We start from the raw sequence: 18,597 nt of genomic DNA, 5'->3' as shown, positions 1-18,597 counted from the left end.
CGAAATGCTTTTCTACTCCCTTCGGTCGGCTTGAATCCTTCACCTCTAACTGCGCAGGGCGGTGAAGGATTCAAGCAGAAACGGTATTACTGGGAGGCAGGCCCGCCGGACTAAGCATCCCTGGTCACCCTCCCCAGCGTATTCACGACGATCACCCCCACCAGCGCGATGCCCCCGCCCACCAAAGCCAGCAGGCCGGGCACTTCCCCCAGCCAGAGGTAGGCAATCAGGGTAGCTAGTACCGGGGAGACATACAGAAAACTGGTCACCTGCGAGGCCGGGGCGCGGCTCAGGGCGTAGTTCCAGGTCAGGTACGAAAGGCCGCCGGGCAGCACCCCCAGGTAGATCACGCTCCAGGTGGCCTGCGGCGAGGCCGCCTGCACCTCGGAGAAGAGCCCCGGCCAGAAGACCAGCAGGGGCAGCGTACCGGCCCAGATGGTGTAGGCCGTGAAGTTGAGGGGGTTGTACTTACGCGCCAGGCGCCGCTGGAACACAAAATACACCGAGGTCACGAAGGCCGAGAGCACAATCAGCAAAGCGCCGGGCTCGAGCTGAAAACTACCCGGATGGTTCCCCACCGCAATCAGGGCCACCCCGGTAAATGCCACCGCAATGCCCAGCCAGCCCCAGGCCGAGAGCCGCTCCCGCAGGAAAAAATAGGACATCAGGGCCACAAACACCGGCCCCACCGCAATCAGGAGGGCCGCCGGGCCAGCTTTCACCGTGACCTGCCCAAAATTGAGGGCGGTGTGGTAGACGGTAATGCCCAGAAACCCCAGCCCGAAGATGGCCGGCCAGTCGCGCCGCTCGGGCAGCGGCATCCGCACCAGCAGGGCATAAACCAACATCACCGCCGAGGCCACCAGAAAGCGCAGCAAGGTAAGGTGCGCGGGGCTGTAGTCCTGCAGGCCCGCCCGTATCCCGGCAAAGGCCGAGGCCCAGGGCAGGATGGTGAGGGCAATGGCAAGGAGAACTCGAGCTTCCACAACAACCGGCTCCTCTCGGGGACAGACGGCTTCGCCGCTGGAGGATACTAACATGGGCTAAGCTGTAGATAGCACACCGGTGTATGAAACCCATCGCCCGTAAATACCGCTTCGAGGAGGTGCCCTCCGAAAAGGAACGCTGGCAGGCGCTGCCCCTGGAGGTGCGCTTGCAGGCCGTGGAGATGGCCTTCTTCTGGGCCCGTTTGCAGGGCCAGCAGAACCTCGAGAAAATCCAGCCGGTGGCCCGCAAAAGACCCCTGACCGAGCCAGCGCCTAAGGCTTCAGGGGAATCCGGTGGCTGTAGCTGATGCGGTTGCCCTGGCGCAGGCCCAGCCATAGCGCTTCGAGGGTGCTGGGGAGGGTAAGCTCGAGGCGCACCGGCCCCGAGAGGTTCTGCCAGAAGCGCGGTTGTGCGCCCACCGCCAGGGTGAAGCTGCCCGCCGGGAGCTGGAGGGCTACGCGCTGGCCGGGTACAGTGCTTCGCTCGAGGGTCTGTTCGAGGCGCAGGCCGCGCTGACCGTTCTGGGTGGCCCACCAGGTCTGTCCGTCGAAGAGCGCAAAGCTCACCTCGGGGTTGGGGGGCAGCTCGAGGCGGGCCTGGATGGGGGGGGTGAGCCGGGCGTAAAGGTTGTTGCCCACAAACACCCCCACCGTACCGGGGGCGCTCCCCGAAAGAACCAGCACCGTGCGCTCGGCCTGGGCTGGGGTCAGGCGCACCTGGGGGTCGAAGGGCCGCCCGATGAAGTTCTGCACCACCATCACCCGGCGGCCCTGGCGCACCAGGGCCACCCCCAGGTGGGTGAACTCCGGCTTGAGCAGGTTGGCCCGGTGGCCGGGGCTGTTCATCCAGCCCACAAGCGCCCGCTGGGGTATCTCGGGGTCGGGGTAGCCCTCAAAGCTAGCCAGGTTCTCCCCCACCATCACCTCGAGCACCCCTACGGCCCGCATCCGCTCGGCGGCCCCCAGGCCATCCGGGTTCTGGTGGGCAAAGAAGTTGCGCTCCTGCATATCCTGGGCGTGCCCCAGCGCCGCCTTGTAGGCCAGCGCGTCCCACTGCAAGGGCCGCAGGCCGCGCTCCTGGCGCACCTGGTTGGTGCGCTGAAGCACCTCCAGCTCCAGGGCAGTCTGGGCCAGCGCCCCACCGCAAAGCAACAACCCCAAAAACCACACCCACACCCTTGCATCATAGGGGCTGAAGGCGGGGGTAAGCGTTTATTTTCCTGAGAAAAGGCTCAATGGTCATCGGGCTAAAGCAGATGCCACAATAAAGCCCGTGAAGCCTTGGATGCTGGTTTGTCTGCTAAGTCTGGCGGCCTGCACTTCCCCTACCGCCCCACCATCAACAGAGAGTCCCGATCCGCCTTCGGAGAGCCTACCTGCCTGCAGCACAGTTCGCTTCGATGCCGAGGGTGCAGACCTGAACAGTGTGGTGTTTACCCAGGCCCTCAACCAGGTGCGGGCCACCCCCTGCCGCTGCGCCAACCAGGCCTATGCCACCCCGGTGGCCGCAGTAGCCTGGAACGTCAAGCTCGAGGCCGCCGCCCTGGCCCACAGCCAGGACATGCAGCGCAACAATTTTTTCTCGCACACTGGCTCCGACGGTAGCAACCCCGGCCAGCGCATTACGCGGGCCGGCTACAGCGCCGCCAGTTGGGGAGAGAACATCGCCGCCGGCTACCCCGACATGAGCACGGCAATCCGGGGCTGGCTGGAAAGCAAAAGCGGGCATTGCGAGGCCATTAAGAGCGCCAGCTTCAGCGAGATTGGGGCAGCCCTGGTGCAGGGCGATGCCTCCAACACCTACCGCACCTACTGGACGCTGGTTTTGGCCCGACCCCGTTAGTCTGCAGGCACCAGGCTGTAGAAGAAGCTCCGGCTGAAGGGCTGGGTCTCGAGCAAGCCGTTCACATCGTCCAGCGTAACAGCCTCCACCTTGCGAGCCACCTCGCTCAGGGGCTCGTAGCTCTGGTTGTAGAGGTACTGGAGGCCCACGCTCATCAGGCGCTGCATGGGGGTTTCGCCAGCAAACACCAAGGCGGTGGCCAGTTTGTTTTTGGCCCGCTCGAGCTCCTCCGGGCGCACCCCCTGGCGCTCGAGGCGGGTTAGCTCCTCGCGCAGCACGGCCTTGACCCGCTCCTCATTGGCGGGGTCGGTCTGGGCGTAGATGTAAAACATACCGGCCTGGTCGGCCTCGTCGACCCCGGCCCCCACCGACTCCACCAGCCCTTTATCGGTGAGGGCCCAGTGCAGGCGGCTGTTGCCCTCCTCCCCCAGGATGTTGGCCAGAATGCTGGCCGCGTAGCGGCGCGGATCCTGGGCCGAGACCCCTGGTGCAAAAACGGCCAGGTAGGTCTGGGTGGCCTTGGGGTAGGGTTCGCGCAGCTCGCCCACCGCCGGGTTCAGTGCAGGGTAGGCCCTCTCGGCGCGGCCCTTCGGCCAGGAAGCGGTGAGTGCGGTCACCTGCTCGAGGGTGCGCTCCCAGTCCACCCGGCCCGCCAGGGCCAGCACCAGGTTGGAGGGGGCGTAGCGCCGGGCCTGGTACTGGACCATCTGTTCGCGGGTCAGGGCGGTAATGGACTGGGTGGTGCCCAGCACGCTATTCCCCAGCGGATGCCCGGCAAAATAGCGGGCCCGCCCCCAGTCGAAGAGCATCACGTTGGGGCGGTCTTCGTAGAGGGCAATTTCCTCGAGGATGACCTGCTTCTCGGTGTCGAAGTCCTCCTGGCGCAGGGCCGGGCGCATCAGGTCGCTCCACAGCTCCAAGAGCCGGGGGGCGAACTCGGGCAGCACCGCCCCGTAGTAGACGGTGTTCTCCTCCGAGGTGTAGGCGTTGTACTGAGCCCCCATCTGGTCGAACTCAAGGTTGACCTGCAGGGCGTCGCGCCGCTCAGTACCTTTGAACAGCATGTGCTCCAGAAAGTGCGAAACGCCCGAGATTTCTGGGGTCTCGTCGCGGCTGCCGGTCTTGCAGAAGTAACCCAGGGCTACGCTCTTGGCCTCGGGGTTGATCTCGGCGATGACGGTGAGTCCGTTCTCGAGGGTGGTTTGTCGGAAGGTCAGGGTCGGTCGGGTCAGGGTCATGACTACTCCGGGAAGCAAATCTATTCGGCAGCCACCAGCTTACGCGGCCCCAGGGTGGCAATCCAGGGGTTCTGGTAGGGGTGGGCGGCCAGGTAGCGGTTGATGCGCGTTACGTCCACGGCTGCAATCTGGGCCTCGATCTCGTCCAGGGTGCGCACCCGGCCCAGCAGGTAAAGGTCACGGGCAATGCTGGCGGCCCTCGAGCGCGAGGACTCGTCCTGCATCACCAAAGCCGCCCGCAGGCCCACCTTGGTGCGCTCGAGCTCCTCCTCGCGCACCCCTTCGGCCAGCCGGGCAATTTCGGCCTGCATCACCCGCAGGGTCTCGTCGGCCCGCTCGGGGGTGGTGCCGGCGTAGGCGGTCAGGTAGCTGTAGCCCTTGACGCCGTTAGGCGCGGCATAGACCGAGTAGACCAGGCCCCGCTTCTCCCGCACCTCGGTAAACAGGCGGCTGCTGCTGCCCCCCGAGAGCACCTGCACGGCCAGGCGGGCGCTGTAGAACTCGGGGTGCTCGAAGGAGATGTCGGGGTAGATCAGGCCAATCTGCACCTGGGCGGTCTCCTGCTCGAGGTGCAGGGCGCGCACCGGCGCTACCTCCACCGGCGGGTAGCCCGCCCCCGCCCCGCTCCAGGCCCCAAAAGCGTTCAGGGCAGCCTGTCTGGCCTCCTCAAAGCCGATGCCGCCCACCAGGGCCAGAATGGCCCCCTGGGGGGCGTAGCGCCGGGCAAAATCGGCCCGCAGGGCCTCGGCGGAGATGGCTTTGAGGTGGGCCTCCTGGCCGCTGGGGTTGCGCCCGTGGGGGCTGGCAAACACCGCCCGGCGCAGGGCGGCAAACATCTTCTTGGGGGGCTGGTCTTCCAGTGCGGCCAGCTCCTGCAGGGCAATCTGCCGCACCGCCTCGAGGGCCTCGCTGGGCAGGTGGGGGCGCATCAGTACATCGGCATACAAACCCAGCACCGCCTCCAGCTTGTCGGCCAGGAACTGCGCGGCAAAGGTGGTGTGCTCGAGGGCGCTGCTGCTGCCCCGGCGCACCCCCAGGTCGTCAAAGGCGTCGGCCAGAGCCCGCGCATCGCGGCTGCCGGCCCCTTTCCATAGCCAGCCCTCCAGCAGGCTGGCTGCGCCCTCCATCCCCTCGGGGTCGTTCACGGCGCCCACCGGAACCAGAAGCTGCAAAGCCACACCCGGTGTCCAGGGGCGTTCTTCCACGGCCAGCGTCAGGCCGTTGGGCAACACTTCAACTTGGGATAAAGCCATACCCACCAAGTATACGCGCCAGCCCCTCCCAGACCATGACCTTTTTGACATTGCCAAGGGAGCACCACAAAAGAATCCGTGGGCTTCGCTAGAATGGATAGAGAGGAGCACGTGACCCGCGAAGAGCTCAAAGCCCGCCTCATCCGCCCCATCGCGCGCGAACTGGCCGACGGCGCCCAGGATCGGGTGGTGGCCGGGGGCCTGGAAAAGCTGATTCAGAACCTGGGCCAGCCCTTCCCAGAGGTGGGGTGGGTGCTGGCCGGGTACCGCCAGATGGATGTCGAAACCCGCAAAGAGCAACTGAAAAAAGCCCTCGAGCTGCTGGGGGAACAGGTCGCCGAAAGTAGACCCCAGCGCCTCGAGCCCCCCCAAGCCGTGCCCGGTACCCGAAGTCCGGCGCTGGATAGTGTGTCCTTCGACACCCCCGTGGAAGCCCTGAACCTGGGGCCTGGGGGCAGAAAAAAGCTGGCCGAGCTGGGCATCCGGGCCCTGCGCGACCTGCTGCACTACTACCCCCGCCGCTACGAAGACCGGCGCACCTTGCAGAGCATCCGCGAGGTCGAGGACGGTGCTAAAGCCACAGTGGTGGGTAAGGTGTTGAGCCGGGAGCTGGTCAAAACCCCCAAAAAGGGCCTACAACTGGTGCAGGTGCGCTTCATGGACGCCTGGGGCTGGAAGTTTACCGGTGTCTGGTTCAACCAGCCCTGGGTGCTCAAGCAGATGCCCGAGGGAGCCAGTATCGTCCTGTCGGGGCGGGTGCAGAAGCGCGGGGGCGTTACCTCGCTGATGGTGGAGTACTTCGAGGACGAAGGCGGCGAGTCGCTCTCCACCGGGCGCATTGTGCCGGTTTACCCTGCCAAGGAAGGCGTCGGGCAGGCTTTTTTGCGGCGGGCGGCCTGGCGGGCCCTCGAGGCCTTCCAAACCATACCCGACCCCCTCGAGCCCTACCTAAAGCAAGCATCGCTGATACCCCTGGACAAAGCCCTGCGGCAGGCCCACTTCCCCAGTTCGGAAGAACAGCTCGAGCAGGCCCTCCAGCGTCTCAAGTTCGACGAGTTTTTGCTACTGGAGCTCAAGGTGATGATCGAGTCCGGGGGCTCGGCGCTTCTGGGCCGGATCTTCCGGGTTACCCCGGAGATGCTCGAGCGCTTCCGCGCCGCCCTGCCGTTTACCCTGACCGGCGCGCAGGAACGGGTGCTCTCGGAAATCCTGGCCGATATGCAGTCCGAACGGCAGATGGCCCGGCTGGTGCAGGGCGACGTGGGCTCGGGCAAGACCGCGGTGGCCGCCGCCGCGCTCTTTGTGGCGGCCCAGAACGGGGCCCAGGGGGCTCTGATGGCCCCTACCGAAATCCTAGCCAAGCAGCACTTCGAGAACCTCACCCGCTACCTCTACCCGCTGGGGGTTTCGGTGGATTTGCTGGTGGGCTCCATGTCGAATGGTGAGAAAAGGAGCGTGCTGGAGCGGCTCAAAAGCGGCCAGACCCAGGTGGTGGTGGGCACCCATGCCCTCATCCAGGATGGGGTGGCCTTCCACGACCTGGGCCTGGCGGTGATTGATGAGGAACACCGCTTCGGCGTAATGCAGCGCCGCCGGCTGCTAGGCCAGCGCCCCGACGTGCTGGTGATGTCGGCCACCCCCATCCCCCGCTCGCTGGCCCTCACCCTCTACGGCGACCTCGAGGTCTCCCAGATCGACGAACTCCCCCCCGGCCGCACCCCCGTCCGCACCAAAATCCTCATCCAGAAAACCCGCACCCAGGCCTACGCCTTTGCCCGGCAGGAGATAAAAAAGGGCCACCAGGTCTTCGTGGTCACCCCCATGATCGAAGAGGGCGAGTCGGAGGCCACCGCCGAACTGGCCGCGGCCACCCGGCTGCGCGAGGAGCTGGAAATTCTTCTTCCCGACGTGCGCATCGACCTGCTGCACGGCAAGATGAAGGCCGAGGAAAAGGACGCGGTCATGGAACGCTTCAAACAAGGGGCCTTCGACCTTTTGGTCTCAACCACCGTGATCGAAGTGGGGGTGGATATTCCCCAGGCCACCGTGATGATCATCGAAAACGCCGAACGCTTCGGGCTGGCCCAGTTGCACCAGTTGCGCGGGCGGGTGGGGCGGGGGGGACTGGAATCCTACTGCATCCTGATTGCCGGCGAAACCTCCAAGCGCACCATGGAGCGCCTGCGGGTTATCGAGGAATCCACCGACGGCTTCTACATCGCCGAGCAAGACCTCCGGCTGCGCGGCCCCGGCGAGCTGCGGGGAACCCGCCAGTCGGGCATGCCCGACCTGCGGCTGGGCGACCTGGCCTCCGACCAGGCCATCATCGAGCAAAGCCGGGCCTTAGCCAAGGCCATCCTGGAGGCCGACCCCTACCTCGAGCGGCCCGAGCACGCCCCTTTAAAGCGCGAACTCCAGGCCCGGGCCGAGGCCATCGGCTTCCGCGAGGTGATTTAGATTGAGTCCGGCAGGCCCCGGCGTTTTGCAGTAGCATAAAGCCATGTCCCTGGAATGGGCCTTAGGGGTGCTGGGGCTGCTGGTGCTGGTCGCCCTGACCTTCTTCCAGCTAGGCCGCTTGAGCCAGCCTTCGAACCCTACACAACAGCCACGGAAGCGGCCCCGCCACCCCTCGGTGTTTGTGGATATGGACGACAAGCCCCCCATGGAGATCGACTTCGAGGCCGGCATCAGGGCCAATCAATCCCCCAACCGCAAACACCCCAGCCGCGATGAGGCTTCCAGCTGATCACCCCCTGACCAATCCGGGCTAGCTTGGCCCTGTGGAAGGGCTTGTGTCGTTGCTGCTGCTTCTGGTGGTCGCCATACCCACCCTGGTGCTGTTGTGGCGGGGGGTGCTCGAGGGCGCCCCAGCCGACGAGGCCCTGGAGTAAATCAGCCCTTCCAGGCTGCCGCAATGGCGTTCCCCACCGCCCGGCGCAGTTCAACAATGCCCGTCTCCCGATGCCGGCTGGGGTGTACCCGGTTGGTGAGCAAAACCCAGGCATAGCCCCGCTCAAAATCCATCCAGACCCCCGTTCCGGTAAATCCGGTATGACCCAGGGTCTGGCGGCTGCACAGGCTACCCCCACTAAAAGCCAGGTTGGGAATCTGCCAGCCTAAAGCCCGCTCGGCATGCTGCGGACACCGCATCTCCGCCAGCGCCGCCGGGGAGAGCACCTCGTCCTTCATCAGACGGTGGACGTAGGCCAGAACGCCCTTCAAGCTGCCAAAAAGCCCGGCGTGCCCGGTGGCTCCGCCCAGGGCAAAGCAGTTTTCGTCGTGCACCTCACCCTGCAAAACCCGCCCACGCCAGGGGTCGTGCTCGGTCGCGGCACACTGCGCGGGGTTGGGGGGGTTGAAGACCAGGCCCTCCGGAAGGGCAAAAACATCCAAATCCTGACCCCGCACACGCTCCAGCACCAAACCCAGCAGGATGTAGCCAATATCCGAGTACACATGCGCGCCCACCGGCCCCACTTCCCAGCGGTGCTGCAAAACCCGGTGCTTGAGGGTATGAACCTCCCCGCCCCAGATATAAATGGCTTCCCAGGCCGGCAGCCCGGCCACATGCGTTAGCAACTGCCTTAGGGTGCGGCAGGGCAGCTCGCTGCCCTGCATCCAGGCCAGCTCGGGCAGGAAGCTCGAGAGCGGGTCGTCCAGGTCGGCCAGCCCCTCCTCCACCAGATGCAGCACCTGCGGCACGGTGAAGAGCACCTTGGTCAGGCTGGCCAGGTCAAAAAGGGTATCGGGGTCTATCGGTTCTGGCTTTTGCAGGTGCTTGACCCCGCTGCAAAACATCTCCGAGGCCCCATCCAGGCCCACCACACCCAACGCAACCCCCGGTATTCGCCCCGATTCAACCGCACTCTGAACAATCTGCGAAGCCTTTTTTAGCATGACCTCACCAGTCTATATCGCTCACCCAGCGAATAGCGGTAGAGTCTAGGTTATGCGCGTTTTGGGTCTGATGTCCGGCACTTCGGTGGACGCGGTGGATTTGGTGCTGGCCGAGCTGGAGGGTCGGCCGCCAAAGCTCGACTGGCGGGTACTTCGCCACAAAGAAGCCCCTTTCCCAGCCGAGCTGCGCGCCCAGATCATCCGCACCCTGAAGTCGCAGGCCACGACCCGCGAGGTGGCCCTGCTGCACCATGCCATGGGTCGTTTCTATGCAGAAGCGGCTGCCGATTTCAAAGGCCAGGTAGACCTGGTGGCCTCCCACGGACAGACCGTCTGGCACGAACCCCCCCACGCCACCTTGCAAATTGGCGAGCCCGCCTATCTGGCGGAGACCCTGGGCGTACCGGTGGTCTCCGATTTCCGCCCCTCCGACCTGGCCCTGGGCGGGGAAGGTGCACCCTTTGTGCCCTATGCCGACCTGCTGCTATACGGAGAAAAAGGCGTTCGCCGGGCCATCCACAACATCGGGGGCATCTCCAACCTCACCTACCTGCCTGCCGACCTAGACCCCAACAAGGTACTGGCCTTTGACACCGGCCCTGGCAATGCCCTGCTCGACGAAGCCGCGGGTCGTTTGGGGCTGATGCAAGACACAGGCGGCAAGGTTGCGGCTTCGGGCAAGGTAGATACGCTGCTGGTAGAGCGCTGGCTGACCCATCCCTACTTCGACCGCAAACCGCCCAAATCCACGGGGCGCGAGATCTGGAATCTGGAAACGCTAGACGAGGATGCAGCCTTACCCCCCCAAAGCCTGCTGGCCACCCTGACCGAGTTCACCGCGCGTTCCATCGCCAAAGCCTACCAGGACTTTGTGCTACCTCTGGGCCTCGACGAAATCTGGGTGGCTGGCGGCGGGGCCTACAACACCACCCTCATGCAGCATCTCAAGCGGCTTTTGCCGGTTCCCATATATACCTTCGAGGAAAAGGGCTTCGACTCCAAGCACCGAGAGGCTCTTTGTTTTGCGGTACTGGGGTATCTGCGCTTCCTCGAGCGCCCCAACATCCTAAAACAGACCACCGGTGCAAGCCGGAATGCCATTGCGGGCAAAATAACCCTGCCCTCTGCCGGCTCAATATGAGCGCTGCCCGGAGTGTAGTTCAGTACTCATCCCCCATAAGAGCCTCAATCGTTAGAGCCAAAAGGCTCAGGTGGTTTATTAGCAGCAGCTTGATTGAGCGGTCTGTGGTGCCATAATGGGCCCATGGCAGACCTCTATCACATCGGATTTGGGCCCGAAGACCTGGGCGACAACCCCCCTACACTGGCCATTCTGAGTGGCGACCCTGGCCGCGCAACCCAGATTGCCCAGACCAGGCTGAGTCAGACCAAGGTACTTTCGGAGAACCGCGGTTTGAACAGCTATCTGGGGTTTTTGCCCAGCGGACGCCCCATTATTTCGGCTACCAGCGGCATGGGCGCCCCCAGTTTGAGCATCGTGGTCAACGAGCTGGTACAGGTGGGCATCCGCACTATCATCCGGGTAGGCACCAGTGGTTCTATCCAGGAAGATGTAAGGCCCGGAAGCGTGGTCATTTCTAAGGCTGCTCTATGTCGCCAGGGGGCTGCCAACGATATTGCCCCGCCCGAGTATCCGGCCAGCGCCGACCCCTTCCTCACGGTGGCCCTGGTGGAGGCTGCCCAGCGTCTGGGTGTCGAGTATGCCCTGGGCGTTACCGCTTCGGTAGATACCTTTTATGAAGGACAGGAGCGCACCGGATCGGCCAACCCGCATCTATTACGGGCCCTACAGGGCATTACCGAGGAGTACCGCAACCTGAGAATACTCAATTATGAAATGGAGGCCGGCACGCTCTTTAAGATGGGGAACGTATATGGGTTTGCTGCAGCCTGCATCTGCGGCATTATCGCCCAGCGCACCAAGGCCGAGCAGCCCATCCTGGAAGCCAAAGACGTGGCGGTGCAGCGAGCCATCGACGTAGCCATCGAGGTAGCCGCGCAGTTTGCTTAGTTGCCAAATTTCACCTTAAGAGAAGCTTTAATAAAAGGTAATGCAAATCACAAAACACCGTTCATGTAACGCCGCTCATCCCAAGAAAGCTCTCATCTAAAATATACAACCAGGTTACAATCGCTAGTTTTCTAGGGGAAAAGTCTGAGAAACCAGAGATGAGAGATCGGGTTCGGTAGGTTAAAGACCCCTTGACTTTAACCACAGGCGGCGTTACTTATAGCTCCTGATGCCGCCCCGTCGACACCCTGTGCGCTACACCTTGTGGCTGGCCCGAACCGGTGCCGCCCCTAAAACCCTCTCGTTACCAGCGTGGGTTCCACTGGCGGTGGTACTTATACTGTTGGTCTGGAGCGGCCTGAACCTCTGGCTCTGGCAGCGCACTGCGGAGATGCGCAGCCTTCAAATTCAGTTGGTTAGCCTTTCAGATCAGGCCCGCAAGCTCAACAATCAGTTGGCTGCCGAACGTACCCGCAACAACGCGCTTAGCCAGGATGCCCAGAGCATCCTGAAGCAGCTCCAGGTGCTAGAGGCCGAAATAAACGCCTTGCGTGAACGGGCGGGAATGCCCAAAATCAAGCTTACGCCCACCCGCAACGAAGGGGGTGGGCGCGGGGGCGATTCGAAACCGGTAGCACTCGAGGACGTTTTGCAACATGCCAGCCAGCAAACCAAAGCTTTTTCCCAAGAGCTAAGCGAGGTATCTCCAGCGCTTAACGAAACCCTCGAGCGCGAGGCAGCCATGCCCTATGGCTACCCCATCCGCGGGCACACCCGCATCACCTCATACTTCGGTTACCGTCGCAACCCTTTCGGCTGGGGCTTTGAGTTTCATAACGGCATAGACTTCCCAGCTTCTTATGGCGCCCCCGTACAGGTTACTGGCGCCGGTGTGGTGGTGGAGGCCGGCTGGAAAGGGCCGTTTGGCCTGGCTGTGGTGGTAGATCATGGCTACGGTTACCGCACCTTGTATGGGCACCTGTCCTCTATCTCGGTGCGGGTGGGGCAGCGCCTCGAGCGCGGCGATGTGGTAGGGCGGGTAGGTTCGACAGGCCGCTCGACTGGGCCTCATCTGCACTACACGGTTTTCCGCAATGGGAGTGAGGTTAATCCCGCTCGTCATCTCGATTGACCATAAAGCATCGGAGCGAGCACAAAGCCCACAGGGTATGATCTGGGGGTTGGCAAAAAAAGTTCTACAGCAGCAGGGAGTAAACTATGGCGGTGTTAGGCGGAGGACGTAAACCCAACCCAACTGCGCTCACTTACCTGAGCGAAGGCAGCGAAATCGAAGGCAACCTGAAGACCCCTGGAAACACGCGCATCGACGGCAAGGTCAAGGGTTCTGTAATTGTGGAGGGCGACCTCGAGGTAGGTAGCAACGCCCACATTGAAGGCGATCAGGTTAAAGCCAACAACATCATCGTGCATGGGCAGATCAACGCCCAGGTCGTTGCGCTCGGCAAGCTGCACATCACCAAAAGCGCCCGGGTGGAGGGCGATGTGCGGGCCATGTCGCTAGATGTAGAGGCCGGAGCGGTTTTTGTAGGGCGCAGCCAGACCGGTGAGCCCAGGGCGCTGCCCCAAAACACCCGGTCTGGCAGTAGCTGATGAGCGCTTATTTGACGGTCTGAGTGGCTTTTCTGGGCCAATTGCGCCGTAGAGCATACGGCATCATGGAGCACAGTCCGGGCTAGAGGCAGCTAAAGTGGTGGGTCAGTAATCACTCGAGCAAAGGCGCCGTCAAGGTAGGCTAGATGGGTCATGGCGAAAACGCCCCACCCCCTCACCTCGAGCGTTACCCTCACCGTACCGCTTTGGATGGTGGCCGTTTTGCCGGTACTGTTGATTGCGCTGGTGCTGCTGGGGTGGAGCCAAAGCGCAGGCAACCGCAACCAGTTAGCCCAGCTCGAGGCCCAGGCCCGCAAGCTTAGCCTGGAACTCGAGGCCGAAAAAAGCCGCAACGAGGCCTACAGTATCGAGGCTGTGCAGTTACAGCAGAGCCTCAAAGTGCTGGAGTCTGAGATTAATCGTCTGCGCGCCAGGGCCGGCCTGCCCAAGGTTCGCCTGGTACCCGAACCTGTTCAGCCCACACGGGTACCAGGCCCGGCTTCGCCGACCACCCCTCCCAAACCCGAGAATCCGCCGAGGGGCGCTGGCGAGCCCATCGAGCTGGGCAACCTGCTGCTCAGTTTGCGCTCGCAAGTGGGGAATTTTGCGGCGGAACTCGAGGCCACAGCTGTTGCCCTCCATAACCCCCTCCCACCCGATCCCCGCCCTGGCCGTGTTGTGCGGCGACTCCCAACCCGCGTACCCCAGACCCCCCTTCCCGACTCTGCGCAGTTAATCCCCGCAGGCTTGCCCCTGCTGGCCGAAACCCGCCTCACCTCTACCTTTGGCTACCGTTCCAACCCTTTTGGAGGCGGCGCATACGAATTCCACAACGGCGTAGATTTTGCCGCACCCGAGGGCACGCCAGTCTATGCCACCGCTGCCGGAACCGTGAGCGAGATGGGCTGGAACCCCATCTTTGGCCTGTTGATCCTGATTGACCACGGCAACGGCCTGCACACCCTGTACGGGCATCTATCATCCACGTATGTAGAGAAGGGTCAGCAAGTCGAGCAAGGCCGCTTGATTGGGGCGGTGGGTTCAACCGGGCGCTCCACCGGCCCGCACCTGCACTACACCGTATACCGGTATGGGGTGGCTGTGGATCCACTCCCCTATGTGGGTTATGCCGCGGCTCGCTAAGTGCCCATCCATACCGATTCAACCATGACCCAGCGGTTACAGCCCTAAACTTGAACCCCGTCCAAACAAGGGGGGTTTCGCCTTATTCTGATTCTGCGGTATAAGATAGGGCGTTATGGCCTTAGAGCGGCTTTTCCGTCGTCGCCGGGCGCAGGGCGAGGCAAGGGACATCCCCGAGCTGTGGGTCAAGTGCCCCAAGTGCGACGCGCAAATATACAAGAAGGATCTCGAAAGCAACCTGCACGTCTGCCCCAAGTGCGAGCACCACCTGCGGCTCTCTGCCGACAGGCGCATCGAGATGCTGGCCGATGCGGGCAGCTTTGAGCAGATTACCGGCCTCAAACCCACCGACCCCCTGGGCTTCGTTGACACCGAACCCTACCCAAGGCGGCTCGAGCGCTACCAGAAAGAAGCCGGGCGCCCCGACGCCATCGTGGGGGGGCGCTGCACCATTGGGGGTGTGGAAAGCGTGCTGCTGGTGATGGACTACGCCTTTGCCGGAGGTTCGATGGGCAGCGTGGTGGGCGAGGAAATTACCCGTGGCATCGAACTGGCCGCCCGGGAGAACCGGGCGGTGGTGATCGTCTCGGTCTCGGGTGGGGCCCGGATGCAGGAAGCGGCTTTATCCCTGATGCAGATGGCCAAGACTACCCTGGCCCTCGACCGGCTGTGGGCCAAGAAACTGCCCTACGTCTCCATCCTCACCGACCCCACCACCGGCGGGGTAACCGCCAGCTTCGCGGCCATCGCCGACGTTATTCTGGCCGAGCCCGGGGCCCTGATTGGCTTTGCCGGGCCTCGAGTGATTAAGCAAACCATCCGTCAGGATCTGCCCGAGGGCTTCCAGCGCTCGGAGTTTCTGCTCAAGCACGGCATGGTAGACCAGGTTGTAGATCGGCGCCGGCTCAAGGAAACCGTAGCGCGCATCCTCAAGTTGCTGCACCCCAGGACGGTGAACCATGCAGGGTAGGGTTCGGATCCGGCTCGAGCGGGCCAAAGGGGGTGCTCATGCCGCTTGAGTTCGAGAAGCCAATCGAGGAGCTCGAGGCCAAAATCGCCGAGCTCGAGGGGTTCGCCGCTAGCAGCGGGGTAGATCTGTCCGGCGAGCTTCAAGTTCTGCGGGAACGCCTGGCCCAGCTCAAATCGGAGACCTTCGACAACCTGTCCCGCTGGGAGCGGGTACAGCTGGCCCGCGCCCCCGGACGTCCCACCACCCTCGACGTGATCGGGGGCATCATGACCGAGTTTGTAGAGCTGTATGGGGATCGAACCTTTGGCGAGGATCCCGCAGTGGTAGGGGGCCTGGCCCGCTTTGAGGGCACCTCGGTGGTGGTGGTGGGCCACCAGAAAGGCCGCGACACCAAGGAAAACATCCGGCGTAACTTTGCCATGCCCCACCCCGAAGGCTACCGCAAAGCCATGCGGCTAATGGATCTGGCCGACCGCTTCGGACGGCCCTTCATCGCCTTCATCGACACCCCCGGCGCCTACCCCGGCATCTCTGCGGAGGAGCGCGGCCAGGCCTGGGTGATCGCCCAGAGCATTCAGCGCATGGCCCGCCTAAGGGTGCCGGCCATCGCGGTCATCCTGGGCGAGGGCGGCTCGGGTGGGGCCCTGGCCATTGGCGTAGGCAACCGCGTGCTGATTCTGGAAAATGCCTGGTACTCGGTGATCTCGCCGGAGTCCTGTGCGGCCATTCTCTGGCGCGACGCCAAAGAAGCCGCCAAGGCCGCCGAGGCCCTCAAGCTCTCGGCCCCCGACCTTCTGAGCCTGGGCATCGTGGATCGAATCATCCCCGAACCCAGCGGCGGAGCCCACCGAAATCCCGGCGCAACCCTGGCTAACATCAAGCAAGCCTTGACCACCACACTCGGTGAACTCTCGAGCCTAAACCCTGAAGAACTGTTCGAGGACCGCTACCGGCGGTTCAGGGGGCTGGGGCGCTACCAGACCTAGCATCGGCACGCCACAAAACTTCCCAGGCAAGGCGCTGGGAGCAACTAGAGGGGTTCAGTGCTCTATGGGAAGGTTTTGAGGAACTTACAAGCGGGCGGTGTTTGAACCGCCCGCCCGCATTTATGGCCGCCTTCAGGAAGGCAACGCAATTCGCGGATAAGCCCACCCCAACAACAAAGCTTCCATAACCCACTTTGGAGTTGCGCCAAGCGGGCGCTTCGGGTTCGACTCACACCAGCCGGCTGCGCAGCCACGAGGAAGCAAAATCGATGATATTCACCACAATCACGATTGCAATAACACCCACAATCATCTGGTCGTACTGCCCCGAGGCCATCTTCTCGTTGATGAAGTAGCCGATACCGCCCGCCCCTACCAGGCCCAGCACCAGCGAGGAGCGGAAGTTGATTTCGAAGTTATACACCGTGTACGACACAAAAAGCGGCAACACCTGGGGCAAAATGGCCCAGCGCACCACGTTCACGCCGGAGGCACCGGTGGATTCAAGGGCCTCTACCGGCCCTTTGTCGGCGTTTTCAATGGCCTCCGAGTAGAGCTTGCCCAGCTCGGTCAGGGAGTGAATGGCAATAGCCATCACCCCGGCAAAAGGCCCCAGCCCCACCGCCGCCACCAAAATGAGGGCGATAATCAGGGTGGGCACCCCGCGCAAGACGTTAAGGAACAGGCGGGTCAGATAGAACACCGAGCGCATCAAAGGTGTGCCCGAGGTCACGTTGCGGGCCGCCAGAAACGAGATGGGCATAGCAAAGATCGCAGCCAGGAAGGTGCCCACCAGGGCCATCTGCACCGTTACGGCAATCTGGCTCAGCACCTCCTGCAGCGGGTAACGCTCCGCAGCGACATCGGCCAGCAGGGGCGGCCAGGCTTTATCGGCAAACTGCTGCAAAAAGGGCCAACCCACCACCAGCTTGTTGAGGTCGAACTCGGTGGCATCGAAGGCAGGCATCAAGAGGGTCGCCACCAAAGCAATCAGGATTCCTGCACGGAAATCGTCGGGTTCTTGCAAGGCTGGGTTTCGCAGCAGCACCAGCCCAGCCCCCAGCATCAGCCCGGCCAGGAAGAAAACCCCAAATGCGCCGTACTGGGTGGTGGCCGGTTGCACCAGCCGGTAGCCCTCGCTCGAGGCCTGTTGGGGGATGGCTCCTTGCAGGTCGGATAAGCCTTGAATGGGCTTCAGTTCGTCCTGACCCAGCTCCTTGCGTATGGCGTTTAGTTCGGGTAAGGCCTGGTTGTAGGAATCAATCATGGCCTGCTGGCTTTCTGGGGGTGTGGGGAAGAAGAGTTTGTAATAACCCAGACTCTTGGGCAGGTAAGCCCCGCCCCCTTGCGGCGTATGAAACCAGAAGAAGGCCAGCCCCCCCGCCAAAGCCGCCACAACAAGAATGGGGATGCGCTGCTGGGGTCGGCTAAAGGAGAGCAGGGCTATAGAGCCTGCCACTACCCCGGCAATTAGCAGCTCCATCAGGCCATTCACCGGCTGTAAGCGAACCAACTGGGCTGGCTGCACGTACCAGCTCCCGGCAGCCACCAGCACCGCAACGCCCCCGAGGGCCCCGCCCCATCCGGCAGCCCCCCGGCGGGCCAGCACCAGCGCTGCAAGCACACCCAAGGGAATAAGCAAAAGCAGGGGAAAAACCGGCGCCAGGGCCAGTAAGGTGGGGTCTATGGTATCGCGGCTCAAAAAGCCCCTGGCCCGGCTAAAGGGGAAGGCCACAAACACCACCAGCGAGGCCAGCCCGGCCCCTATCACCCAGCGCCGCATGGAACCCCGGGCCACGCCCATCAGCACCGCCAGCGAGAGTCCGAGCAGGGTATAAAGCAGCATTCCGGTCATGCCAGCATCTCCTTGCGTTCGTACAGATCGTCTACCATGGCTTCAGATAGCTGGGCGGGCGGCCCATCGAAGACCAGCCGCCCCCGCTTGAAGGCGATGATGCGCTTGGCGTACTTCAGGGCCAGGTCGAGGGCGTGGATGTTGATCACCACCGTGACCCCGTCCTGCTCGTTGAAGCGCTTGAGGGTGCGCATCACCTCCTCCGAGAGCACCGGGTCGAGGTTGGCCGCGGGCTCGTCGGCCAGCATCAGGGTGGGTTGCTGGGCCATGGCCCGGGCGATGGCCACCCGTTGCTGCTGCCCGCCCGAGAGCGAGTCCACTCGAGCATTCTCTTTTGCGGCCAGGTCGACGCGCTCGAGCTGCTGGCGGGCAATCTGGTAGTCGGCCTCGCCGTACAACCCCAGCAAGCCGCGCCAGGTGGGCAGGTAGCCCAGCCGGCCATGTAACACGTTGTCCAGGGCGCTCAGACGGCTGACCAGGTTAAACTGCTGAAAGATAAAGCCCACCGTGCGACGGTACTTCTGCAACTCGCGCTTGGGCAGCTTGGTGATATCGGTACCGTTGACGATCACCGAGCCTGAGGTGGGAATCAGCAGACCATTGAGGGTGCGCAAAAAGGTGCTCTTACCAGCCCCCGAGCGCCCGATCACCGCCACGAAATCCCCAGGAGCAATCTCGAGGTTAACATCCATCAGAACCTGCAAGGGCCCCTTGGCGGTTTGAAAGGTTTGGTTAAGGTTTCGAACTTCAATCATGCGTTCTCCAAATTGGCCGTGCGGGCTG

At 63.1% G+C, this 18,597-nt stretch carries 18 protein-coding genes; 11 read left to right on the top strand and 7 right to left on the bottom strand.

Features of this window, described 5'->3' with window-relative positions:
• Positions 1–110: 110 nt before the first annotated feature.
• Positions 111–986 carry a DMT family transporter gene (locus tag Q0X18_RS03635; RefSeq protein ID WP_297558695.1) on the bottom strand — a complete coding sequence of 292 codons (876 nt, stop codon included), beginning with the start codon at positions 984–986 and terminating at the stop codon, positions 111–113.
• A gap of 83 nt (positions 987–1,069) precedes the next feature.
• Between Q0X18_RS03635 and Q0X18_RS03630 the strand changes: the two genes are divergently transcribed.
• Entirely contained in the window at positions 1,070–1,294 is a 225-nt protein-coding gene (locus tag Q0X18_RS03630) for a hypothetical protein (protein WP_297558693.1), read from the top strand.
• Here the strand turns inward: Q0X18_RS03630 and Q0X18_RS03625 are convergent.
• On the bottom strand, positions 1,260–2,162 hold the full coding sequence (locus tag Q0X18_RS03625; RefSeq protein ID WP_297558692.1) for a CAP domain-containing protein: 903 nt from the start codon (positions 2,160–2,162) through the stop codon (positions 1,260–1,262). The two genes, Q0X18_RS03630 and Q0X18_RS03625, sit on opposite strands and share 35 nt — an antisense overlap.
• 97 nt (positions 2,163–2,259) lie before the next feature.
• On the opposite strand from Q0X18_RS03625, the gene Q0X18_RS03620 reads away from it, so the two are divergent.
• Entirely contained in the window at positions 2,260–2,829 is a 570-nt protein-coding gene (locus Q0X18_RS03620; RefSeq protein ID WP_297558690.1) for a CAP domain-containing protein, read from the top strand.
• On the opposite strand, the gene Q0X18_RS03615 is transcribed toward Q0X18_RS03620, so the two are convergent.
• Together Q0X18_RS03615 and Q0X18_RS03610 are read right to left on the bottom strand one after the other, a co-directional pair.
• Complete coding sequence (locus Q0X18_RS03615; protein ID WP_297558688.1) at positions 2,826–4,067, bottom strand: pitrilysin family protein; 1,242 nt, start codon at positions 4,065–4,067, stop codon at positions 2,826–2,828. The genes Q0X18_RS03620 and Q0X18_RS03615 overlap by 4 nt on opposite strands.
• Positions 4,068–4,087: 20 nt before the next feature.
• Entirely contained in the window at positions 4,088–5,320 is a 1,233-nt protein-coding gene (locus Q0X18_RS03610) for a pitrilysin family protein (protein WP_297558685.1), read from the bottom strand.
• A 93-nt stretch (positions 5,321–5,413) separates the two neighbouring features.
• Here Q0X18_RS03610 and recG point away from each other — a divergent pair, with 93 nt between their 5' ends.
• Together recG and Q0X18_RS03600 are read left to right on the top strand one after the other, a co-directional pair.
• Entirely contained in the window at positions 5,414–7,777 is a 2,364-nt protein-coding gene (recG, locus tag Q0X18_RS03605; RefSeq protein WP_297558683.1) for an ATP-dependent DNA helicase RecG, read from the top strand.
• A gap of 43 nt (positions 7,778–7,820) precedes the next feature.
• Positions 7,821–8,066: a hypothetical protein gene (locus tag Q0X18_RS03600; protein ID WP_297558680.1), complete on the top strand. Its 246-nt coding sequence runs from the start codon at positions 7,821–7,823 to the stop codon at positions 8,064–8,066.
• A 146-nt stretch (positions 8,067–8,212) separates the two neighbouring features.
• Here the strand turns inward: Q0X18_RS03600 and Q0X18_RS03595 are convergent, their stop codons facing one another.
• Positions 8,213–9,217 (bottom strand): serine hydrolase, encoded by a 1,005-nt coding sequence (locus Q0X18_RS03595; RefSeq protein WP_297558679.1) that lies wholly within the window; start codon positions 9,215–9,217, stop codon positions 8,213–8,215.
• 52 nt (positions 9,218–9,269) lie between these two features.
• Here Q0X18_RS03595 and Q0X18_RS03590 point away from each other — a divergent pair, with 52 nt between their 5' ends.
• From Q0X18_RS03590 to Q0X18_RS03560, 7 genes are all read left to right on the top strand, one after another.
• Positions 9,270–10,358, top strand: a complete 1,089-nt coding sequence (locus Q0X18_RS03590; RefSeq protein ID WP_297558677.1) for an anhydro-N-acetylmuramic acid kinase — start codon at positions 9,270–9,272, stop codon at positions 10,356–10,358.
• A gap of 123 nt (positions 10,359–10,481) precedes the next feature.
• Complete coding sequence (locus Q0X18_RS03585; protein ID WP_297558674.1) at positions 10,482–11,249, top strand: nucleoside phosphorylase; 768 nt, start codon at positions 10,482–10,484, stop codon at positions 11,247–11,249.
• Between the two features lie 229 nt (positions 11,250–11,478).
• Positions 11,479–12,381: a M23 family metallopeptidase gene (locus Q0X18_RS03580; protein ID WP_297558672.1), complete on the top strand. Its 903-nt coding sequence runs from the start codon at positions 11,479–11,481 to the stop codon at positions 12,379–12,381.
• 86 nt (positions 12,382–12,467) lie between these two features.
• Positions 12,468–12,860, top strand: coding sequence for a polymer-forming cytoskeletal protein (locus Q0X18_RS03575; protein WP_297558663.1), 393 nt, complete (start codon positions 12,468–12,470; stop codon positions 12,858–12,860).
• Between the two features lie 153 nt (positions 12,861–13,013).
• Positions 13,014–14,003 carry a peptidoglycan DD-metalloendopeptidase family protein gene (locus Q0X18_RS03570; RefSeq protein ID WP_297558661.1) on the top strand — a complete coding sequence of 330 codons (990 nt, stop codon included), beginning with the start codon at positions 13,014–13,016 and terminating at the stop codon, positions 14,001–14,003.
• Between the two features lie 115 nt (positions 14,004–14,118).
• Positions 14,119–14,973, top strand: coding sequence for an acetyl-CoA carboxylase, carboxyltransferase subunit beta (accD, locus tag Q0X18_RS03565; protein ID WP_297558658.1), 855 nt, complete (start codon positions 14,119–14,121; stop codon positions 14,971–14,973).
• A gap of 38 nt (positions 14,974–15,011) precedes the next feature.
• Positions 15,012–15,959 (top strand): acetyl-CoA carboxylase carboxyltransferase subunit alpha, encoded by a 948-nt coding sequence (locus Q0X18_RS03560; protein ID WP_297558656.1) that lies wholly within the window; start codon positions 15,012–15,014, stop codon positions 15,957–15,959.
• A gap of 229 nt (positions 15,960–16,188) precedes the next feature.
• Here the strand turns inward: Q0X18_RS03560 and phnE are convergent, their stop codons facing one another.
• Together phnE and phnC are read right to left on the bottom strand one after the other, a co-directional pair.
• Positions 16,189–17,814 (bottom strand): phosphonate ABC transporter, permease protein PhnE, encoded by a 1,626-nt coding sequence (phnE, locus tag Q0X18_RS03555; RefSeq protein ID WP_297558654.1) that lies wholly within the window; start codon positions 17,812–17,814, stop codon positions 16,189–16,191.
• Complete coding sequence (gene phnC, locus Q0X18_RS03550; protein ID WP_297558652.1) at positions 17,811–18,569, bottom strand: phosphonate ABC transporter ATP-binding protein; 759 nt, start codon at positions 18,567–18,569, stop codon at positions 17,811–17,813. Before phnC ends, phnE begins: the two co-directional genes overlap by 4 nt.
• Between the last annotated feature and the right edge of the window lie 28 nt (positions 18,570–18,597).

The sequence above is a fragment of the Meiothermus sp. genome, from assembly GCF_026004075.1.
Classification (GTDB): domain Bacteria; phylum Deinococcota; class Deinococci; order Deinococcales; family Thermaceae; genus Meiothermus.
The sequence above is the reverse complement of the archived record's forward strand: the minus strand, read 5'-3'. Positions and strand labels throughout refer to the sequence as shown.

Excerpts from the sequence above, each read along its gene's own strand:
- Q0X18_RS03630 (WP_297558693.1), top strand. The coding sequence starts at position 1,070 with ATGAAACCCATCGCCCGTAAATACCGCTTCGAGGAGGTGCCCTCCGAA.
- Q0X18_RS03615 (WP_297558688.1), bottom strand. The coding sequence starts at position 4,067 with ATGACCCTGACCCGACCGACCCTGACCTTCCGACAAACCACCCTCGAG.
- Q0X18_RS03610 (WP_297558685.1), bottom strand. The coding sequence starts at position 5,320 with ATGGCTTTATCCCAAGTTGAAGTGTTGCCCAACGGCCTGACGCTGGCC.
- recG (WP_297558683.1), top strand. The coding sequence starts at position 5,414 with ATGGATAGAGAGGAGCACGTGACCCGCGAAGAGCTCAAAGCCCGCCTC.
- Q0X18_RS03600 (WP_297558680.1), top strand. The coding sequence starts at position 7,821 with ATGTCCCTGGAATGGGCCTTAGGGGTGCTGGGGCTGCTGGTGCTGGTC.
- Q0X18_RS03595 (WP_297558679.1), bottom strand. The coding sequence starts at position 9,217 with ATGCTAAAAAAGGCTTCGCAGATTGTTCAGAGTGCGGTTGAATCGGGG.
- Q0X18_RS03590 (WP_297558677.1), top strand. The coding sequence starts at position 9,270 with ATGCGCGTTTTGGGTCTGATGTCCGGCACTTCGGTGGACGCGGTGGAT.
- Q0X18_RS03585 (WP_297558674.1), top strand. The coding sequence starts at position 10,482 with ATGGCAGACCTCTATCACATCGGATTTGGGCCCGAAGACCTGGGCGAC.
- Q0X18_RS03580 (WP_297558672.1), top strand. The coding sequence starts at position 11,479 with ATGCCGCCCCGTCGACACCCTGTGCGCTACACCTTGTGGCTGGCCCGA.
- Q0X18_RS03575 (WP_297558663.1), top strand. The coding sequence starts at position 12,468 with ATGGCGGTGTTAGGCGGAGGACGTAAACCCAACCCAACTGCGCTCACT.
- Q0X18_RS03570 (WP_297558661.1), top strand. The coding sequence starts at position 13,014 with ATGGCGAAAACGCCCCACCCCCTCACCTCGAGCGTTACCCTCACCGTA.
- accD (WP_297558658.1), top strand. The coding sequence starts at position 14,119 with ATGGCCTTAGAGCGGCTTTTCCGTCGTCGCCGGGCGCAGGGCGAGGCA.
- Q0X18_RS03560 (WP_297558656.1), top strand. The coding sequence starts at position 15,012 with ATGCCGCTTGAGTTCGAGAAGCCAATCGAGGAGCTCGAGGCCAAAATC.
- phnE (WP_297558654.1), bottom strand. The coding sequence starts at position 17,814 with ATGACCGGAATGCTGCTTTATACCCTGCTCGGACTCTCGCTGGCGGTG.
- phnC (WP_297558652.1), bottom strand. The coding sequence starts at position 18,569 with ATGATTGAAGTTCGAAACCTTAACCAAACCTTTCAAACCGCCAAGGGG.